This window comes from Thiomonas islandica (assembly GCF_055383445.1).
Window position 1 is genome coordinate 2,089,234 of record NZ_AP042391.1, and the last position, 18,372, is coordinate 2,107,605.

Here is an 18,372-nt window from a genome sequence, read left to right on the forward strand (position 1 = left end):
ATGACGCCCGAGTCCATTACATCCATTGCCCAGCAGGCGCTGTGGGTGACTTTTCTGGTGGCGCTGCCGCTGCTGGGCGTGGCGCTGGTAGTCGGCCTGCTGATCAGCCTGATCCAGGCAGCCACCCAGCTCAATGAAATGACCCTGAGCTTCGTGCCCAAGGTGCTCGCGATGGGTCTGGCCGCGGTGCTGGCCGGGCCCTGGATGCTGCATGTGATGATGGACTTCACCATCCGCCTGTTCGAGAGCATCCCGCAGTTGATCAACGGCGGCTGAATCCTGTCCAGGCCATGATCCATTTCACCAGCACCCAGATCGAGACGTGGATCGGCGCGTTCTTCTGGCCGTTCCTGCGCGTGCTGGCCATGCTGTCGACGGCCCCGGTGTTTGGTATGGGCAGTGTGCCCGTGCGGCTGCGCGTGGGACTGGCGGTGCTGGTGGCCGTGGCCATCGCCCCGGCCTTGCCGTCCATGCCGCCGGTGCAGTTCGGCACCGCTGCAGCGTGGATGCTGGTGGTGCAGCAACTGCTGGTGGGCGGGGCGATCGGTCTGTCGATGACACTGATTCTCAGCGCGGTGCAGATGGCTGGTGCCGTGATCGGGCTGCAGATGGGCATGGGCTTTGCCACCTTGTTCGATCCGGTGCAGGGCGTGCAGGTCACCAGTCTGGCGAGTTTTCTCAACATCCTCACCCTGCTGCTGTTTCTCGCGGTCAACGGGCATCTGGTGTTGCTGGCGGTGATCGCGCGCAGCTTCAGCCTGCTGCCGGTAGCGCCCAATCTGGGGCTGGCCACGCAGACCTGGCAGCTGCTGGCGCAGGCTGGATCGGCGATTTTCAGCCTCGGGCTTGCGCTGTCGGCGCCGGTGCTGGGTGTGCTGTTGATCGCCAACCTCGGCCTGGGGGTTCTGACCAAGCTCGCGCCGCAGCTCAATCTGTTCGCCGTCGGCTTTCCGATGTTTTTCATCCTCGGTTTTTTTGCGCTGTATCTGGTCATGCCGGTGATGCACAGTGTGGTGCAACATCTGGTGGATGTCGGGCTGAATCTGTCCGGCCAGGTGTTACAGCAGGGCGCAACGCGCTAGGAGCAGGCAGATGGCCGACGACAGCGCACAGGAAAAGGAATTACCCGCCTCGCAAAAGCGCAAGCAGCAGGCGCGCGAAAAGGGGCAGGTGGCGCGCTCGCGCGATCTCACCTCCAGCCTGCTGCTGCTGGGAGTGGCGGTTCTGGTCACCAGCCTGGGCGGCTGGTTCTACGACACCGGACGTGCGCTGCTGCACACCGGGCTGACTGTCTCGGCCCAGGCCGCGCAGGACCCGACCGCGATGCTGCAGGCCGCGGGCAAGGTGGCGCTGATCGGTGCGCTGCTGCTTGCGCCTGTGCTGGCGCTGACCTTTCTTGCCGCAGCGGCAGGCGGCGTGTTGATGGGCGGCTGGGTATTCAGCAGCGAGGCCTTGGCGCCGGATTTCAGCCGCCTCGACCCAGTGCGCGGACTCAAGCGCATGGTTTCCCTCACCGGTCTGGGCGAGCTGGGCAAGGCGCTGCTCAAGGCCGTGGTGATTGGCGTGATCGCCGGGCTGGTGCTGTGGCATCAGCGTGAGCCCTTGCTCGGGCTGCTGCAGGTCGAGCCGGGTCTGGCGCAGACCCAGCTTGGGCTGATCGCCGCCAAGGCGTTTTTGTGGATCGCCGCAGGCACCTTGCTGGTGGCCGCGGTGGATGTGCCTTGGCAGCTTTTTCAGATGAACAAGCGGCTCAGGATGAGCCGTCAGGATCTGCAAGACGAAATGCGCGAGAGCGAGGGCAATCCGCAGATCAAGCAAAAAATCCGTGCGCTGCAGCAAGAGCGCGCACGCAAGCGCATGATGGCTGCGGTACCCAAGGCCGATGTGGTGGTGACCAACCCGACTCACTACGCCGTGGCACTGGCCTACGAGGAAGGCAAGAACCGGGCGCCGGTGGTGCTGGCGCTGGGGGCCGACCGGGTGGCCGCGCGCATCCGCGAGATTGCCGCAGAACATGGCGTGCCGGTGGTCGAGGCGCCGCCGCTGGCACGTGCGCTGTTCCATCACGCCGAGCTGGAGCAGGAGATTCCCGTGGCGCTTTACAACGCAGTGGCGCTGCTGCTGGCGTATGTGTACCAGTTGCGCGCCGCGCCGCGGATCGCCCAGGCGCCCGGCGACTGGGCGATTCCCGCTGACTATGCAGTGAACGCGTAAAACGAGATGGCGACTTCCCCGACTTCGAGCCCCCCGGCGATGCCGGCCTGGCGTGGCCTGTTGCAGCGCATGGACTGGCGCATGCTCACCGCACCGGTGCTGGTGGTGCTCATCCTGATGATGCTGGTGCTGCCGCTGCCCACCTTTATCCTGGACATGCTGTTCACCTTCAACATCGTGTTGTCGCTGACCATCATGCTGGTGACGCTGTACCTCACACGGCCGCTGGACTTTGCCGCGTTTCCCACCGCGCTGCTGTTCACCACCTTGCTGCGGCTGTCGCTCAATGTCGCGGCGGCGCGGGTCATTCTGCTGCACGGGCAGAACGGCGAAGGCGCTGCCGGGGCGGTGATCGAGTCCTTCGGCAAGTTCGTAGTCGGCGGCAATTACGCCGTGGGCATCATCGTGTTTGCCATTCTGGTGGTGATCAACTTCGTGGTCATCACTAAGGGCGCGGGGCGGATTGCCGAGGTCAGCGCCCGTTTCACCCTGGATGCCATGCCGGGCAAACAGATGGCGATCGACGCCGACCTCAACGCCGGGCTGATCGACCAGGAAGAGGCCCGCAAGCGCCGCGCCGAGGTAGCGCAGGAGGCCGACTTCTACGGCGCGATGGACGGCGCGAGCAAGTTCGTGCGTGGCGATGCGGTCGCGGCCATTCTCATCTTGTTCATCAACCTGATCGGCGGGCTGGTCATCGGCATGTTCATGCATGGCCTGAGCCTGCGCGAGGCGGCGCAGAACTACACCCTGCTGTCCATCGGCGACGCGTTGGTGTCTCAGATTCCGGCGCTGGTCATCTCCATGGCCGCGGGCATCGTCATCAGCAATGTGTCCACTGGGCAGGATGTGGGGCGGCAACTGGTCAGCCAGTTGTTCACCCATCCGCGGGTTCTGGCCATCACCGCGGGCATCCTGGGGCTGATCGGGCTGGTTCCGGGCATGCCGCATCTGGCCTTCCTCGGGGCGGCGGCGGTGCTCGGCGGCGTTTTGTGGTGGCAGCTGAAAAAACATAAGCAGGCTGCAGCCCAGGCGCAGGCCACCCCCGAAGCGGCGCCCTCCGCCGAGCCGGAGGAGGTGAGCTGGGAGCAGATCGAGCCGGTGGACACCCTGTCGCTGGACGTGGGCTACCGCCTCATTCCGCTGGTCGACCGCAACCAGGGCGGCGAACTGCTCGGGCGCATTCGCGGGGTGCGCAAGAAGTTCGCGCAAGAAATGGGCTTTCTCGTCGCCTCGGTGCACATCCGCGATAACCTCGAACTGCGGCCCGGGGGCTATCGCATTGCGCTCAAGGGGGTCGAGATCGGAAGCGGAGACGTCTTTCCTGATCTGCTCATGGCCATCAACCCCGGGCAGGTGATGGGCGAGTTGCAGGGCACACCGACCCAGGACCCGGCCTTTGGACTGCCCGCGGTGTGGATCAACAAGGAGCAGCGCGACCGCGCGCAGGCGCTGGGCTATACCGTGGTCGATGCCAGCACGGTGCTGGCTACGCATCTGCACCACCTGCTGCAAACCCACGCCGCCGAACTGCTCGGGCGCGAGGAGGTCGAAGGCTTGCTCGCCCATCTGTCCAAGCGCTCGCCCAAGCTGGTCGAAGACCTGGTGCCCAAGCTGATTTCGGCCGACCGGCTGCGCAAGGTGCTGCAGAACCTGCTGGCCGAGGGCGTGCCCATCCGCGACATGCGCACGATTGCCGAGGTGCTGGCAGAGCATGCCGGACAGGTGACCGACACCGACGAACTCACCGCCCGGGTGCGGCTGGCGCTGGGTGCTTTCATCGTGCAGAGCCTGTCGCCGGGCGGGCAGGAGCTCTCTGCCGCAGTGCTCGACGGTCAGCTGGAACAGATTCTGCTATCGAGTCTGCGTGCCGACCCGCAGCAGGCCGCCGTGGAGCCCGGGCTGGCACAGCGCCTGATGGACAGGGCACGCGAATTGATGCAGCGCATGGAGGCGCAGGGCAGCACTGCGGTCCTGCTGGTCAGCGCGCCGCTGCGACAGTTTCTCGCCCGCCTGCTGGCGCGCAGCGCGCCACGGTTGCGGGTGCTGTCCTATGCTGAAATTCCCGACCAGAAACAGGTCAAGATCACCGCCACGCTGGGCGCATGAACACTGGAGCCTCGACCGTGAAAATCAAACGCTACACCGGAACCAATACTCGCGAGGTGCTCACCCGCATTCGCAACGATCTGGGCGCCGACGCGGTGATCCTGTCGAATCGGGAAATCGTCGGCGGCGTCGAATTGATGGCGGCGGTGGACTTCGACGCCAGCCGGTTACCGTCAGATGAACAGGAGGGCCTGGCAGGGGGCGCGGCAGTGGTGACCGCGGCTCCCCACTCCAACCCTCCCCATAAGTGGGGAGGGAGCGAAACGGCTGCGGGCGGGCAGAGGGTGGCATCTGCTGCTGAAGGCAGGCCGGACGCTCAACCGAGGCCAGCGCCTGGCGCTGTTCTCACCCCCCCCACGGGTGGGGGAGGCCCGCAGGGGGCAGGGCAAGCGCGCACTGCTCCCCATCCCGCTGCCGACCTGCCTCTGCCCGCCGTGGCGCGCGTGGACGCACCGATCACTCTGGAACAGAAAGACGCCGCTGCGCTTGCTGTTGCTCCCAAGCCTCCCACGCCAGCGCCCGCGCGTATCGATACGCCGCCGTTACGCCTTGATCACCACGCCGCGCTGCCGGACGAACTCGGCACCCTGCGCCATGAACTGCACGACCTGCGGCAATGGATGCAGTCGCAGATGGCGTCTCTGACCGACGCCGGGCCTCTCACTCCGCTGGGCGAGCAACTGCAGGCGCTGGGCTTTTCCACGGCGCGGGCGCGGCAGCTCGGCCATGAGGCGCTGAACCTGCGAGGCGCGCTGGCTGCGTATCTCGGCAAGGGCTTGCAGGTGGCGGCCGACCCGGTGTCGGCTGCGGGTATCTACGCCCTGGTCGGGCCGACCGGGGCGGGCAAGACTACGACCATTGCCAAGCTCGCTGCCCGGCTGGTGCTGCGCCACGGCACCGCGGCGGTGGCGCTGATCACCACCGACACCTATCGCATCGGCGGGGTCGAGCAGCTCAAGATCTACGGCCGCATCCTCGGCGTGCCGGTGGCCGTGGCGCGCGATGGCGAGGAACTGCAGCAGCACCTGCGCGCATTTGCCGACCGGCGCTATGTGCTGATCGACAGCATTGGTCTGAGCCCGCGGGATGCGCGCATGGCCGAGCAGATGCAATGGCTGCAGGCGCTGGGTGAGCGCGTCACACGGTTGCTGGTGGTCGGCGCCGGCCTGGCCCCGGCAGCATATGCCGAACTCTGGGCGCTGTACCGGCGGCTGCCGGTGGCCGCGGTCATCCTGACCAAGCTCGATGAGAGTCCGAGCTTTGGCGCGGCGCTGCAATGGTTGGTGGAGGGCAGCGTGCCGTTGTGGTTCTACACCGACGGCCAGCGCGTGCCCGAAGACCTACATGTGCCGTCGCTGGCTAAGATCACGGCTTTGCTCGAAAACGATCCCGTGACCCGTTTCGATTCTTCTGCCGTTCAGCCCAGCGCCGCATCTGCGGTGGCGCAGGCGCGTTCGGCCTGATGCCATGAGCCGGAACAAGATCATGGATCAAGCCGAAGGGCTGCGCCGCCTGCAGCGCCCGCCGACCAAGGTGATCACGGTCGCCAGCGGTAAGGGCGGGGTGGGCAAGACCAATGTGGTTGCCAATCTGGCCATTGCTCTGGCGCGCGCCGGCCAGCGGGTGATGGTGTTCGACGCCGACCTCGGCCTGGGCAATATCGACATCCTGCTCGGGCTGACCCCGCGCTACAACATCAGCCATGTGCTGTCAGGCCAGAGACGGCTCGACGACGTGCTGGTGCGCGGTCCGCAGGATATTCTGGTGCTGCCAGCTGCAAGCGGCGTGGCTGGCATGGCCGCTCTGGATGTGGCCACGCAGGCACGGCTGATCGATGCGGTGAGCGCGCTCGACATGCCGCTGGACTATCTGCTGGTCGATTGCGCCGCCGGCATTGCCGGTGACGTGCTGACCTTCAGTCGCGCAGCTCAAGACCTGATCGTGGTGCTGAACAACGAACCGGCTTCGGTAGCCGACGCCTACGCCCTGATCAAAGTGCTGAGCAAGCACCACGGCCTCAAGCGCTTTCACCTGCTGCCCAATATGGTGCGCGATGCGCGGGAAGGGCAGGCGCTGTTTGCCAAGATCGCCGGCGTAGCCGACCGCTACCTCGACGTGTCGCTCGATCTGGTGGGCAGCATTCCCCTCGACGCCGCGCTGCGCGCTGCGGTGCGCAGCCAGCGCGCAGTGGTCGAGTCGGCGCCGCAGAGTGCGGCGGCGGCGGCCTTCGCCGCGCTGGCTGCGCGGGTGCAAGCCTGGCCGCTGCCGCAGGGGCCCAGCGGACGCATCGAATTTTTCATGCAGCAATGGCTGCGCGCTGAGCAGGCTGCGTAGGCGGCACGGCTGACGTAGCAATGCGATTCTCCGCATGAAACATGGTCTTTATCCCGCCCCCGAGACCCGTGAGGAGCGTCTTGCCAAGCACCTGCCGATGGTGCGACGCATCGCCGGGCAGATGGCGGCGCAGTTGCCGGCCTCGGTCGATTTCGCCGACCTGGAGCAGGCCGGCATGATCGGCCTGTGGGACGCGCTCGACCGCGGCGAAATGCAGTCGCCTGCGCAGTTCGCCACCTACGCCGCGATCCGCATCCGCGGTGCGATCTATGACGAGCTGCGCAAGCTCGACTGGCTGCCGCGCCGCAGCCGCGCTAAGGAACGGCAGATGGAACGCGCCGAGGCGCTGCTCACCCAACGCCTAGGCCGCCACCCCAGCGAAGCCGAGATTGCGGCACATCTGGGCTGGGATCTGAGCGCGTATCACGAGGCGCTGGCCGAGACCAGCATGCAGCTGGTTTATCTCGAGGATCTGGCCCACGATGACGACGACTACGCCGATCGCACCGCCGACCAGGCCAGTCTGCTGCCCGAAGAACTGCTGCAAGGCGCCGAGCTCGAGCGCGATCTGCAGGCCGCGATCCTCGATTTGCCCGAACGCGAACGACTGGTGCTCGCGCTCTACTACCAGGAAGATCTGCAGCTCAAGGATATCGGCAGGGTGCTGGAGGTGAGCGAGTCGCGCGTGAGCCAGTTGATGAAGCAGGCGGTGATGCGCCTGCGCGCCCGGTTGCAGGCGCACCGGCAGTCCGACACGCCGTAAGGATCGCAAAACGTCACACCAGACAGGCACTGGGACTATCTCATGGACATTCTGACCATCATCGGCATCGTCGTTGCGATCGGCTCCATTCTGCTGGGGCAGATGCTCGAAGGCGGCCATATCAGCTCGATCATTCAGGGCACAGCCTTCCTGATCGTGATTGGCGGCACCACCGGCGCCACCATGCTGCAATTTCCGCTCAAGGTGTTCATGCGCTCGCTCAAGATGCTGCCGTGGATCGTGCTGCCGCCCAAGGGCGATCCACAGGAGAGCATCAAGCAGATCCTGGAGTGGAGTGACACAGCGCGCAAGAACGGCCTGCTGGCGCTGGAGGCTGTGGTCGAATCGGTGCCCGATCCCTTCCTGAAAAAAGGCTTGCAGATGCTGGTGGACGGCACCGATCCCGAGAAAATCCGCTCCACGCTGGAGCAGGAAATCGGCGCGGTCGAGCATCACGACAATCAGGCCGCCAAGGTGTACGAATCCTCCGGTGGCTACGCGCCGACCGTGGGCATTCTGGGGGCGGTGCTCGGCCTGATCCACGTCATGGAAAACCTGGCCGACCCGAGCAAGCTCGGCGGCGGCATCGCCGTGGCCTTCGTTGCCACGGTGTACGGCGTGGGATCGGCCAACCTGTTTTTCCTGCCGGTAGCTAACAAACTCAAGAGTATCGTGCACAATCGCACCAGGCTGCAGGAAATGCAGGTGGACGGACTGGTGGCGATTGCCGAAGGCGAGAATCCCCGCATCATCGAAGGTCGCCTGCAGAGCTACTTCGCGCATTGACCTTTGCCTGGGGGCCAGATGGATGATGACGCCACGATCGACCCGGTCGGCGCTTACGAGCCGGTACCCCGCCTGCCCGACGGCGGCGGACGCGGGCGGCAGCCGGCTCCCGGGCGCAAGCCCGCGTCGCGCCGGCCTGAGCCGCCCGCGTCGGCACCGCCCCCGGCAACTCCCGGCTCGGGTGTGCCCGATGCCGATGCGCCGCACGGCCGACGCATCGATGATCGCGCCTGACCATCCCGACCCTGCGCTGCCATCATGACCGTGATTCTGTTGATCTTCGCTGCCCTGATCGTTGTGCTGCAGATCGGGCTGACCTTGACCCTCAGGCGTCTGCTCGATCTGCTGGCGGGCACGCGCGACCAGGTCGATGCGCTGCAGCGCCGGGTGCACGCGCTCGAACAGGAACGCGATGCGCGCGTGCCGCCGCCGTCTGCCCTGTTCACCCTAGCGCCGCGCAGCGAGCCTGCTGCACCGCCCGAGCCCGTGGCGCCCACGCCAGCCGATCTTCCGGTGCTGCAAGAACCCGCGCAAATGCCGCCGGAGCAGCCTGTCGAGGTGCGTGTGCGTGAACTCGCCCGCCAGGGCCTGTCGGTGCGCGACATTGCCGAACGCTGCGGTCTGAGCGAGGCGGAGGCTGAACTGATGATCCGCCTACGGCAGGAGCCGTTCTGACCCGCGGCTGACGCCATGAACAGTCCCGTGTCCCTTGGCGGGGTGGTGCCGGTCGGCCCGCTGCCGGGTGCAGCCACGGGCATGCCCCCGCCCGGCCCGTTCACCGCCCAGCCGGGCACGGCGCTCGACGCCGAAGTCGTGCAGGTGCAGTCCGCCAGTGCCGCAGCGGCGGCGGATGCGCGGCTGCAGACACAGGTCATGCTGCGTCTGGGTGATGCCATCGTGGCGGCCACCTTGCCGGGACCGCCTCCCCAGGTGGGCAGCAGATTGCCGCTGGTCTATCTGGGCCAGAAAAATGGTCAGCCGCAATTCCTGCTCGCTCCTTCAACTGCGCAGGCCGCAGTGCAGACGCAGCTGTCCGGTCCCGGTCAACTCCTCGGCGTGCTGCAGCAGATGCAAGCCGCATCGACCACACCCACCGCGTGCGTCGAGGGACAGCACCTGTCCGCTGCGACCGCGCCCGAGCCGGTGTGGCCCCGGCCCATGCAGTCCACAGCACAGGCGGCGCAGCTGCTGGCCAAGGCGCTGGTCAGCAGCGGGCTGTTCTACGAGAGCCAGCTCGGCGCCTGGGCGCAGGGACAGCAACCGTTGTCTGCGCTGCTCGCTCAGCCGCAAGGTCGGCTGTCGCCCTTGCTGCAGCAGAACGCGCAGCCCGCAGCTGACCCTGTAGCGCAGAAGGCGCCGGCGTCCCCCGCCCCGGGCCAGCAGCCCACATCGCCCACATCGCCCACATCGCCCACATCGCCCACATCGCCCGAGGTCCAGGGCATGACGCCGGGGCCAGCCCCCGTGGCGCCGCGCCATGCGGCCTTGGCGGCCTACGGTGCTGTCCAGAGCGCGCCGCAGGCCATGAGCGACGCGGCGCAGCTGTTGGCCCGCTTGCCTGCCGAGCTGCACGGCATCGTGCAGCAACAGCTGCAGGCCTTGATGCAGGGGCAGGTGGTATGGGAAGGCTTGTTGTGGCCGGGTCAGACTCTGCGCTGGAGCCTGCGTCCGGAGTCCGAAGACAGTGCTCCGCAGGGCGGGGTATCGTTTGCGCGCAGCTGGTCCACACATCTCACGCTGGATCTGCCGAACCTGGGCACGGTACAGGCCAGGCTGCGGCTGAGCGCAAATCGGGTCGATCTGCTGCTGCAACGTGGTGACCGGGCGCAGCAGCGCATCGATCCCGCCTTGCCCGATTTGCAGGCCGCGTTGCGACAGGCCGGGCTCGAAGTCGGCGCGGTGCAACTCGCGTCGCTGCCTGCGGAGCCTGCCGAATGAGCGCGCCAGAGCGCCCCGGGCCGTCCGGCCTGCCGCTGGCGGTGGCGCTGCGCTACCAGCCCGAGGCGGGCGGCGCGCCCGAAGTGATCGCCAAAGGTCAAGGCCTGGTGGCCGAGGCCATCGTGGCGCGGGCGCGGCAGGCCGGGGTTTATGTGCACGAGTCTCCCCAACTGGTGCAGCTGCTCATGGCGGTCGATCTGGATACCCAGATTCCCCCGGCGCTGTACACCGCCGTGGCCGAGCTGCTGGCCTGGCTGTGGCGGCTGGAGGCAGGCGAGGGCGGGCAACCCTTGCCTTGACATTTGCCCAGGCGGCTTGCAATACGATTGCCTGCAAACGATTCAGAACAAAACGGTTTTCCCATGCCCACCATTGCCGAGCAGGCGCGTGCCACGCTCAAACGCCTGGTCGAACTCAACCTGCAGCCCACGCCGGACAACTATCGCCGCGTGTTCGACAGTCTGAACCAGACCGAGCCGCCCCCCGAGCCCATGGCCGAACCAGACGTCGCCGACTGGGGCGTGGCGCTGCAGAGGCTGCTCGAGCAGTGGGAGCGATCCCAAGCCGGGTTGACCCAGCTGCAAAAACGTCAGCAGATCGACCGTCTGGCCGCCTTGCCCACGGCGCAGGCCCAGTGGCGCGAACTATCGCGGCTGCTCGATCGCTGGAGCGCCCTGCCGGCGCGCGGCAGCAACGCGTCGGTCGGCACACCGATCGAAACCCGCGATGCACAGCCCACGTCGGACGGCAACGCCTGGCGCGCGCAGTGGTTGAGCGCGCTCAGGCGCGGCGTCCAGCCGTTCTGCACCGACGAGGCCGCTCAGCGGCTGTTGCGCGAGCTGATTGCCGCTGCCGACGCCGGCACGCCGCCCAGCGCTCTCGCGGCGCAGGCACGCGAGGTCTGGCTGGCGATCGACCGTGCTCAAGCCAACGAAGACGCGGTACGCCAGGGTCTGGCCGAGCTGGTGCGGCTGCTGCTGGAGCATCTGGGCGATCTGGTGCCCCAGCCCTGGGTGGGGGTACAGGCCGCGGCGATCAGCGAGCAGCTCAACGCACCGCTTGCGCCCGAAAATATTGCGCAGGCGCAAAACGCTGTGCGCGATCTGCTGGTGCGCCACAGTGTGCTGCGCAAGAGCGAGGACGACGCACACCGCACCGCTAAGGCACTGATCGACCTGCTGGTGCGCAAGCTGGGCGACTATGCTGCCGAGGGGAACGCATACAACCAGCGCCTGGAACAACGTCTAGCGCAGCTTCAGGCCAGCCGAGAGTGGGACGACATTCTGCGGCTGGTGCAGGAGGTGCTCGACGACAGCCGCCACATGCAGCGGCGCAGCGGCGAGCTGGGTGTGCATCTGGCCGAGGCACAGCGGCAGGCGCAGGCGGCGCAGGAGCGCATCCGCTCGCTCGAGGGCGAGCTCGAACAGGTCAGCCAGCAATTGCAGCTAGACCCGCTGACCGGCGCGCTCAACCGTCGTGGGCTGGCTGCCGAGTTCGCCCGGCTGCAGGCGCGCGCCCAGCGGCAAGGGCAGCCGCTGACTGTGGTGCTGCTCGATCTCGATCATTTCAAGGTGGTCAACGACACCCATGGTCACGACACCGGAGATGCTGTGCTCAAGGCACTGGTGAGCCTGGCCACGCGTCTGGTGCGCCCCAGCGACCGTGTGGCCCGCATGGGAGGTGAAGAGTTCATGCTGCTGCTGCCCGACACCCCGGTGCAGCAGTCGCGGGTCGTGGTCCAGCGGCTGCTGTCCGCTTTCAGCGAGCAGACCCTGGTGCAGGACTCCGCTGGCCGTCGCATTGCGCTGAGTTTCAGCGCCGGAGTGGCCGAGCTGTGCCCGCAGGAGGATTTTGCCGCGGTATACCAGCGTGTGGACGCCGCGCTGCTGCAGGCCAAACAGGCCGGACGCAAGCGGGTGGAATTCGCCGCACCCTGTGAGGGTGCCAAAGGCGGCGGCAGCCTGCCAGAGAGCGCGCTGCGCCGCGGGTAAGGGCGGCTGTTTCCAACGCTCCTCACAGGTAGGGAGTGCCGAATTGCTTGCCTCCACCCCACCGCGTGGGGATGGCTGGGAGGGAGGGGTGAAGAGGCCCTGTTGATGCCCTATTGCGCCCCCGGTCCCCGCTCTGCGAGTTTGCGTAGCGCTTCGTCGCGCACCCACTGGCGTGCGCGCTGGCCTAGGCGGGTCTGCGGCTGTGTCGGCTCGGTGTGCCAGCAAAACTGCTGCAGCCAGTCCAGCACCTGGGCGGCGGGCATGGGCTTGGCCAGGGCGTAACCTTGTCCGGCATCGGCACCGAGCACGGCAGCGACCTCGATCAGCGCCGGGGTTTCCAGTCCCTCGACCACCACCTGCAGGCCGAGTGCCTGGGTCATGTGCACCAGCGCGCCGAGGAAGCCGATCATGTCGCCGGCCTGCGCATCGGTTTCGCCCGGGATTTGCCGCACCAGACCCTGATCGATCTTGACCGTCTGGAACGGCAGGGTGCGCAGGCGTAGCAGGCTGCTGTAGCCGCTGCCCAGGTCGTCCATCACCAGCCGGGCGCCGGTGGCGGCCAGGGCATGGACTGCGCGATCGCGCTCGACGGCGTTGTGGAAGTCGGCATCCTCGAGCACCTCCAGACGCAGCCGTTCGGGAGCGATGCGCCAGGCGCGCAGCGCTTCACTGACCCACCGCGCGCAATCGGGCATGAGTAGCACTTCGGGGGGCAGATTGACCGACAGATCGACTGACAGGCCGTCGGCGTCCCAACGCGCCAGTTGCTGCAGCGCCTGCTCCAGCCCGAGGGTGAACAGCCGGGTCAGCTCGGAAGCGCCGAAGGACGGCAGAAACTGCCCCGGCCCGATCAACCGCCCATCGTCCAGGCGCAGGCGTGCCAATGCTTCCATCGCCGTGGGCTTGCCGCTGCGCAGATTGACTACGGGCTGATAGTGCATCTCGAGTCCGCCGCTGAACAGGCGGTGGCGCCAGGCACGGCGGTCGCTGGCGGGCAGCAGGGCGTCTTCACGGCGGGTCATCAGACCGTAGAGGCCGCGCTCGAACAGCTGCTCCAACCCACGCAGGAAGCTGTGCATGCTTTGGGTCTCGAACATGCCGGGATAGCGGCCGTAGAGGCCCATGACCGCGACCATGCGCCCGCGGCTGTCCTTCACCGGCACCGCCGCCGAACTGCGGATGCCCACGCGGTGTGCCGCGGCGCGCCACGGGGCCATGCGTGGATCGGTCACATAGCTGACATTGGTTTCGATCTGCTCGCTGCGCCAGCAGCGTGGGTGCGGGGTCTGGCCGAAGGGGCTTTGCGGGTCGATCTGCAGCGGGGCGATGGCGCTTTGCTCGATCGCCTGCATGTAGTCGTCGAACGCGCCGGCGGTGAATTCGGGGACGAAATAGCCTTGCGCATCGGGCTTGTAGATCACCGTGGCGGCCATGCCGGGCAGATCGACCACCGAGCGCAGCACGGTGCGCGCCAGATCGGCCCACTGGGTCAGGTCGGGCTGCATCTGATCCAGACCGAACAGCATCTGCTGGTATTGCTCGCGTTGCAGCTGCGCGCCCTCGGTCTGCCACTGCAGTTCACGCTGCAGCCGTGCAATGGCCACCTGCGCCAGGGTGGCCCGATCGGCACTGCGCAGCGGGCTGTCGGCGATCAGCTCGTGCAGGCTTTGCAGATACCAGCCCATGCTGGTGACCAGCGCTGCGGTGCTCACACCGACCAGGGCGTGGACCGCACCGGTGCGTTGCGCGCCCTCCTGGTGGATCTGCTTGTCCAGATCGCTACGCATGATGTCGAGCATGCGGGCATGCTGGTGCTGGTGCAGATGGGCGAGCTCCTCTTCGGACAGAATGGCCAGCAGTGCGGCGGCCTCCGGGTCTTGGCGCAGTGCAGCGAAAAAGCGCTCGACGAAGGCGGGCGCCTGGCGCTCGATCTGGGGGGCGATCAGGTCGAGCACGCGGGCAGCAGCTTCACCATAGGCATCGACATGCACCGGCAGATCGGCCGGACGGGTCGCTGCCAGATCCACTGTGTCCTCCCATTGCTGCCACCACAGCGTGCGGTCGGCCTTGTGCGCCTTGCTGGCGTAGAGCGCGGCATCGGCATGGCGCAGCAGTACTTCGGCCGGCACGTCATCCACCGGGTACAGCGTCAGCCCCAGGCTCATGCCCACTTTGGCCAGCACGCCGTCGCCGAGATCGAAAGGGGTCTCGACGACGCTATGGATGCGGTCGAGCACGGCGGGCAGGTCGGCCGCCTGCGCAATGCCTTCGAGCACGAGCACGAACTCGTCCCCGCCCAGCCGCGCGACCAGATCGATTTCACGCACCGCTGCCTTCAGGCGCTCGCCCAGCTGGCGCAGCAGCAGGTCGCCAGCGGAATGGCCGTGGGTATCGTTGACCGGCTTGAAATCATCCAGATCCATCATGCCGACGACCAGCAGGGTTTTGTGCCGCCGGGTGCGGGCCATCGCCAGCGGCAGGTGATGCTCTAGCGCCAGGCGGTTGGGCAGGCCGGTGAGCGCGTCGTGACGGGCCAGATAGCGTTGCTGCGCCTGTTCGGTTTCGAGCTCGGCCTTGAGGTCGATCTCGCCCAGCGCGCGCTCGATCAGGCTGGCCACCCGCAGCAGCAGGGCATGCAGGCCGTCGTCCAGATCGAGGCCGTTGAGCAGCACCAACATCAGCACCGCCCAGCGCGCCCCACCGCGGCGCAGCGGCAGCGCCAGCGCCCGCGGCGTCCACTCGGGCAACGAGAACTCGGTCCAGGGCCGCAGCACCGGGCTGTCGGCATTCTCGTCTTGCGCCTCGGTGCCGCTGCGCCAGGCGCGCGCCAACGCATGCGTGGCCGTGTCGTCCACCCGCAGCGGCGGCTGCGCGGCAAGGGTGTCCGCACCATTTCCACCTGCGGCCAGCGCTTGGGCGAAGCCCTGGGCGTCGGGCTTTGCCACCCAGACTGCGGCGAACAACCCGGTCTCCAGCAGCCGGGTGCAGGCGATCTCCAGGAGGTCGCGGTCGTTGCGCGCACTTATCAAAATGTCGATCTGTGCCAACACCGACTTGAGCAGCTCTTGCTGGCGCGCGGTGTTCTCACGCGCCTTGCGCTCGGCCGCTGCGAGGTCCAGGCGATCCAGGCCCCGGCTCAGACTGCGGGCGAGCTCTTCGAGCAGCACGCGCTGCTCGCTGTGGATGTGGCCCTTGCCGTCGCGGTAGATGCTGAACACGGCATCGAGCCGCCCCTGACGCCAGACCGGCAGCGCCGCCATGCTGCGCAGACCGTGATGGTGCATGCGGTCGCGCCACGGCGCGACCAGACTCCCGGAGCCGTCGCCCTGCACGAACACCGCCCGCGCCTCGCGCCAGGCGATCCCAAACGGGCCGCGTCCACCCTTTTCCCCGGCGTGTACAGACAGGTTCAGGCCGTCCAGATACGCGGTACGCCCCTCGGCGGCCAGGATGAGGGCGTGGCCGCTGGCGTCCGGCCGCCCCACCCAGGCCAGCGCCATGCCGCCCGTGTGCACGCAGATGCGGCAGATGGCGTGAAGCAGCGCGGTTTCGTCCTGCGCCTCGGCCGCCACCTGGTTGGCCTGCGCCAGTGCGGCGTTGATCTGCGCCAACCGCTGCTGGCGCTGTACCGCACGCGAGATCAGTGCGCCGCCGATGACCTGCAGCACCAGCAACATGATCCAGATCGTCAGGGTGGGCCAGCTTTGGCGCCACCACAGCGCGGTCAGCGCCGAAGACGGCAGGCTGGTGAAAGCGACCAGACCATGCTCCTGCAGACGCTGCCAGGCACCGATTCGCTCGGCGCCGCCAACCGCCTGCACGGGACCGATGAAAAGCCCTTGCATGCGCTCGGGATGCCTAACGATCTCGCGCGCGAGCACCCCTTGCGCCGGCTCCCGCGCCAGCGCGTGCTGGGTATGCGGCAGCGGCGCCGGCAGGCGCGCCAGCAGATAACCATCGCTGCGCAGCAGGCCGACCGCGGGCACCCAGCGACCGCTGTCGCCGAATCCTGACAGTGTTTTCTGCAGATCGGCCAGTGCCCGCTGCAGGCCGACGTTGAACACCAGCACCACCCCGGTGGAGGCGTGCGGCACCTGCAACGCGCAGCGCGCCGGGGTGATCAGCCGCGCCGGGTCGAACGGGTCGGGCTGCTGCAGGCCGATCTGCACACGGCCAGGTGTGCGCAGCGCGGCGGCAAATTCGGGTGTGGACGTGAAATTTGGCGCAGCGGGCAGCGCACCTGCAGGGCGCGGCTCCACGGCCAGCAACGCGCCATCTGGGGCGACCAGCGCAATGCCGTCGATGAAGGGCATCAGCGCGTCCATGTCGTGCAGCCAGGATTCGGGCGTGAGCAGCAGGCCCGGGTTTTGCTGAAGCTTGCGCTGCGCCACGCTGCAGGTGGTCTGCAGCTGGTCATAGCGCTGGCGCATCGCATCGGCCCAGAAGGTGGCCTCAGCCTGCAGGATTTGCTCCACCCCTTCGCGGTTACGCTGCCAGCTGGCAAACAGCGTGAGGGCCACGCCGATGGCGAGCAGCAGATTGGCTAGCAGGACGAAGGCGAGGATGCGGCGGCGGTCGGTCTGGAAAATCGCGTTCAGAGGCATGCCTGAATTACAACAGCCTGCACATCGCACGGCCGGCTTTTTCGTAGCAAAGTCCCGGCGAATGAGGAAAAACTGACAGAGCTCGGCATCTGCGCAGGTCAGGCGAAGGCCAGCCGCACCGCGCCCCAATGGCGCCCGCCCACGCGCAGCGGGCGCGACAGCTCCTGCAGGATTTCGCCGGTGTCGCGCGCATAGACCTGTAGCAAGTAGGGGTTGGTGTTGCGCGCCGCAGCCAGGCCTACCGGGTCGTTAAACAACCGCATCGAGCGATTGCCCACCAGATCGGTGGCGTCATCGCCGGTCAGCGGCTTGTCGTACAGGCTGTTGTGCGCCGCGGCATAGCCATTGCGGTCGACCAGCAGCACGAAGCGGTACTCTGGCTGACGCGCCAGCCAGGCGTCCTCGATCGGCTGAATGCGGTTCTTGACGAACTCGGTGAAACGCGTGCGGTATTTCTGCGGATTGGTGCCCGGCACCGGCTCGTACTGCGCGTCGAACAGCGCCTGTTCGCTGATCGTTCCGCTTGCCAGTGCCTGGGTCAGCACGGCCTCGATTTCTGCGCAGACCGCCTCCAGATCGCGCATCACCTGACTGGTCTTGGATGCGGTAACGAACTGCGTGGCGGCTTCGAACAGGCTTTGGCTGGCGTTGAGCGACTTCTGCACCTCGTCGGCGATGCGCTCAGACGTGGCAATGGTTTGGCGCGCGTTGTCCTGCACCGTCGCGGAAAGCGTGGCAAACTGCCCGCCAATGGCGCGCATGCGCTCGACTTCCTCGCCCAGTTGCGCCGACACCTGGTTGATGCCGCTGTGCATGGTGTCGATGCTGTGGGCAATTTCCTGAAAGTTGGAGATCATGGCCGCAGCCAGCGCCTTGCCGCTGTCCATCTGTGCAGCGAACTGGGTGGTGGACTGCGTGACCGCCTGCAAGCTGCGGCTGACTTCGGCGGCGAAGGTGGCGATGCTCTCCACTGATTGCTGCGTGCTCATCGCTAGTTTGCGGATTTCGTCGGCCACCACGGCAAAGCCGCGTCCGGCCTCGCCCACGCGGGCGGCCTCGATATTGGCATTGAGCGCCAGCAGGCTGGTCTTTTGCGCAATGTCCTCGATCACCTGCGTGACCGCGGTGACCTGTGCAAAGCGCTTGCCCAAATGTTGGATTTCGGCCTGGTTGTTGCTGGTGGCCTGGGCGAGCAGATCGAACACCTCGCGCGCCTCGGAGGCCTCGCGGGCGCCGCGACTGCTCAACTGATTGATGCTCTGCGACTGGGTGCGCAGCGCCTCAGTCTGGCCCTGCACGCCGACGATGCCGCGGATGAAGCGCTCCAGGCTGTCGCCCATCGCGGCGATGCGCTCGGTCTGCGCCTGCGCATGGCTTTGCGCGTCGCGGGTGGCGGTGCGTGCCTCGAAGCTGATGCGGGCAATGCCGTAGGCGACGCCGGTGGCATTGTGCGTGGTGGTGTCCACCAGATGCGTGACCAGCGCGAGGAATTCATCCAGCGCAGTGCCGCAGCCCGGCGGCGGTTTCTGGCGCAGATCGACCGGCCGCTGCGCCAGAAGATGCTGCAAGAAGTCGGCAGGCGACGCTTGGGCGGTGTCGGCAGGGGGCGCCGGTGTGGTGTCCATGAGGCGTT

At 67.2% G+C, this 18,372-nt stretch carries 15 protein-coding genes; 13 read left to right on the forward strand and 2 right to left on the reverse strand.

Annotated features, from left to right (window positions below; genetic code table 11):
* From fliQ to ACZ47F_RS10355, 13 genes are all read left to right on the forward strand, one after another.
* Positions 1-276: a flagellar biosynthesis protein FliQ gene (gene fliQ / locus ACZ47F_RS10295; protein WP_464924622.1), complete on the forward strand. Its 276-nt coding sequence runs from the start codon at positions 1-3 to the stop codon at positions 274-276.
* A gap of 14 nt (positions 277-290) precedes the next feature.
* Complete coding sequence (gene fliR, locus ACZ47F_RS10300; protein WP_464924623.1) at positions 291-1,082, forward strand: flagellar biosynthetic protein FliR; 792 nt, start codon at positions 291-293, stop codon at positions 1,080-1,082.
* A 10-nt stretch (positions 1,083-1,092) separates the two neighbouring features.
* Complete coding sequence (flhB, locus tag ACZ47F_RS10305) at positions 1,093-2,214, forward strand: flagellar biosynthesis protein FlhB (RefSeq protein WP_464924624.1); 1,122 nt, start codon at positions 1,093-1,095, stop codon at positions 2,212-2,214.
* 39 nt (positions 2,215-2,253) lie between these two features.
* Positions 2,254-4,323, forward strand: coding sequence for a flagellar biosynthesis protein FlhA (gene flhA, locus ACZ47F_RS10310; RefSeq protein WP_464924625.1), 2,070 nt, complete (start codon positions 2,254-2,256; stop codon positions 4,321-4,323).
* A 17-nt stretch (positions 4,324-4,340) separates the two neighbouring features.
* Positions 4,341-5,786: a flagellar biosynthesis protein FlhF gene (flhF, locus tag ACZ47F_RS10315; RefSeq protein ID WP_464924626.1), complete on the forward strand. Its 1,446-nt coding sequence runs from the start codon at positions 4,341-4,343 to the stop codon at positions 5,784-5,786.
* Between the two features lie 4 nt (positions 5,787-5,790).
* The gene (locus ACZ47F_RS10320; RefSeq protein ID WP_464924627.1) at positions 5,791-6,657 is read left to right on the forward strand and encodes a MinD/ParA family protein; all 867 of its coding nucleotides are present in this window, start codon (positions 5,791-5,793) and stop codon (positions 6,655-6,657) included.
* A gap of 34 nt (positions 6,658-6,691) precedes the next feature.
* Positions 6,692-7,420, forward strand: coding sequence for a FliA/WhiG family RNA polymerase sigma factor (locus ACZ47F_RS10325; protein ID WP_464924628.1), 729 nt, complete (start codon positions 6,692-6,694; stop codon positions 7,418-7,420).
* Between the two features lie 42 nt (positions 7,421-7,462).
* A complete protein-coding gene (locus ACZ47F_RS10330; protein WP_464924629.1) occupies positions 7,463-8,206 on the forward strand; it encodes a flagellar motor protein in 744 nt (247 codons plus the stop codon).
* 18 nt (positions 8,207-8,224) lie between these two features.
* Complete coding sequence (locus ACZ47F_RS10335; RefSeq protein WP_464924630.1) at positions 8,225-8,440, forward strand: hypothetical protein; 216 nt, start codon at positions 8,225-8,227, stop codon at positions 8,438-8,440.
* Positions 8,441-8,464: 24 nt separating this feature from the next.
* Positions 8,465-8,881, forward strand: a complete 417-nt coding sequence (locus tag ACZ47F_RS10340) for a DUF2802 domain-containing protein (protein WP_464924631.1) — start codon at positions 8,465-8,467, stop codon at positions 8,879-8,881.
* A 15-nt stretch (positions 8,882-8,896) separates the two neighbouring features.
* Entirely contained in the window at positions 8,897-10,144 is a 1,248-nt protein-coding gene (gene fliK, locus ACZ47F_RS10345; RefSeq protein ID WP_464924632.1) for a flagellar hook-length control protein FliK, read from the forward strand.
* On the forward strand, positions 10,141-10,443 hold the full coding sequence (locus ACZ47F_RS10350; protein ID WP_464924633.1) for an EscU/YscU/HrcU family type III secretion system export apparatus switch protein: 303 nt from the start codon (positions 10,141-10,143) through the stop codon (positions 10,441-10,443). The genes fliK and ACZ47F_RS10350 overlap by 4 nt, the downstream gene beginning before the upstream one ends.
* A gap of 63 nt (positions 10,444-10,506) precedes the next feature.
* Positions 10,507-12,135, forward strand: coding sequence for a GGDEF domain-containing protein (locus ACZ47F_RS10355; protein WP_464924634.1), 1,629 nt, complete (start codon positions 10,507-10,509; stop codon positions 12,133-12,135).
* Between the two features lie 110 nt (positions 12,136-12,245).
* Here ACZ47F_RS10355 and ACZ47F_RS10360 read toward each other — a convergent pair whose 3' ends face one another.
* Together ACZ47F_RS10360 and ACZ47F_RS10365 are read right to left on the reverse strand one after the other, a co-directional pair.
* Positions 12,246-16,739 (reverse strand): EAL domain-containing protein, encoded by a 4,494-nt coding sequence (locus tag ACZ47F_RS10360; protein ID WP_464924635.1) that lies wholly within the window; start codon positions 16,737-16,739, stop codon positions 12,246-12,248.
* 98 nt (positions 16,740-16,837) lie between these two features.
* Entirely contained in the window at positions 16,838-18,364 is a 1,527-nt protein-coding gene (locus tag ACZ47F_RS10365; RefSeq protein WP_464924636.1) for a methyl-accepting chemotaxis protein, read from the reverse strand.
* Positions 18,365-18,372 lie beyond the last annotated feature (8 nt).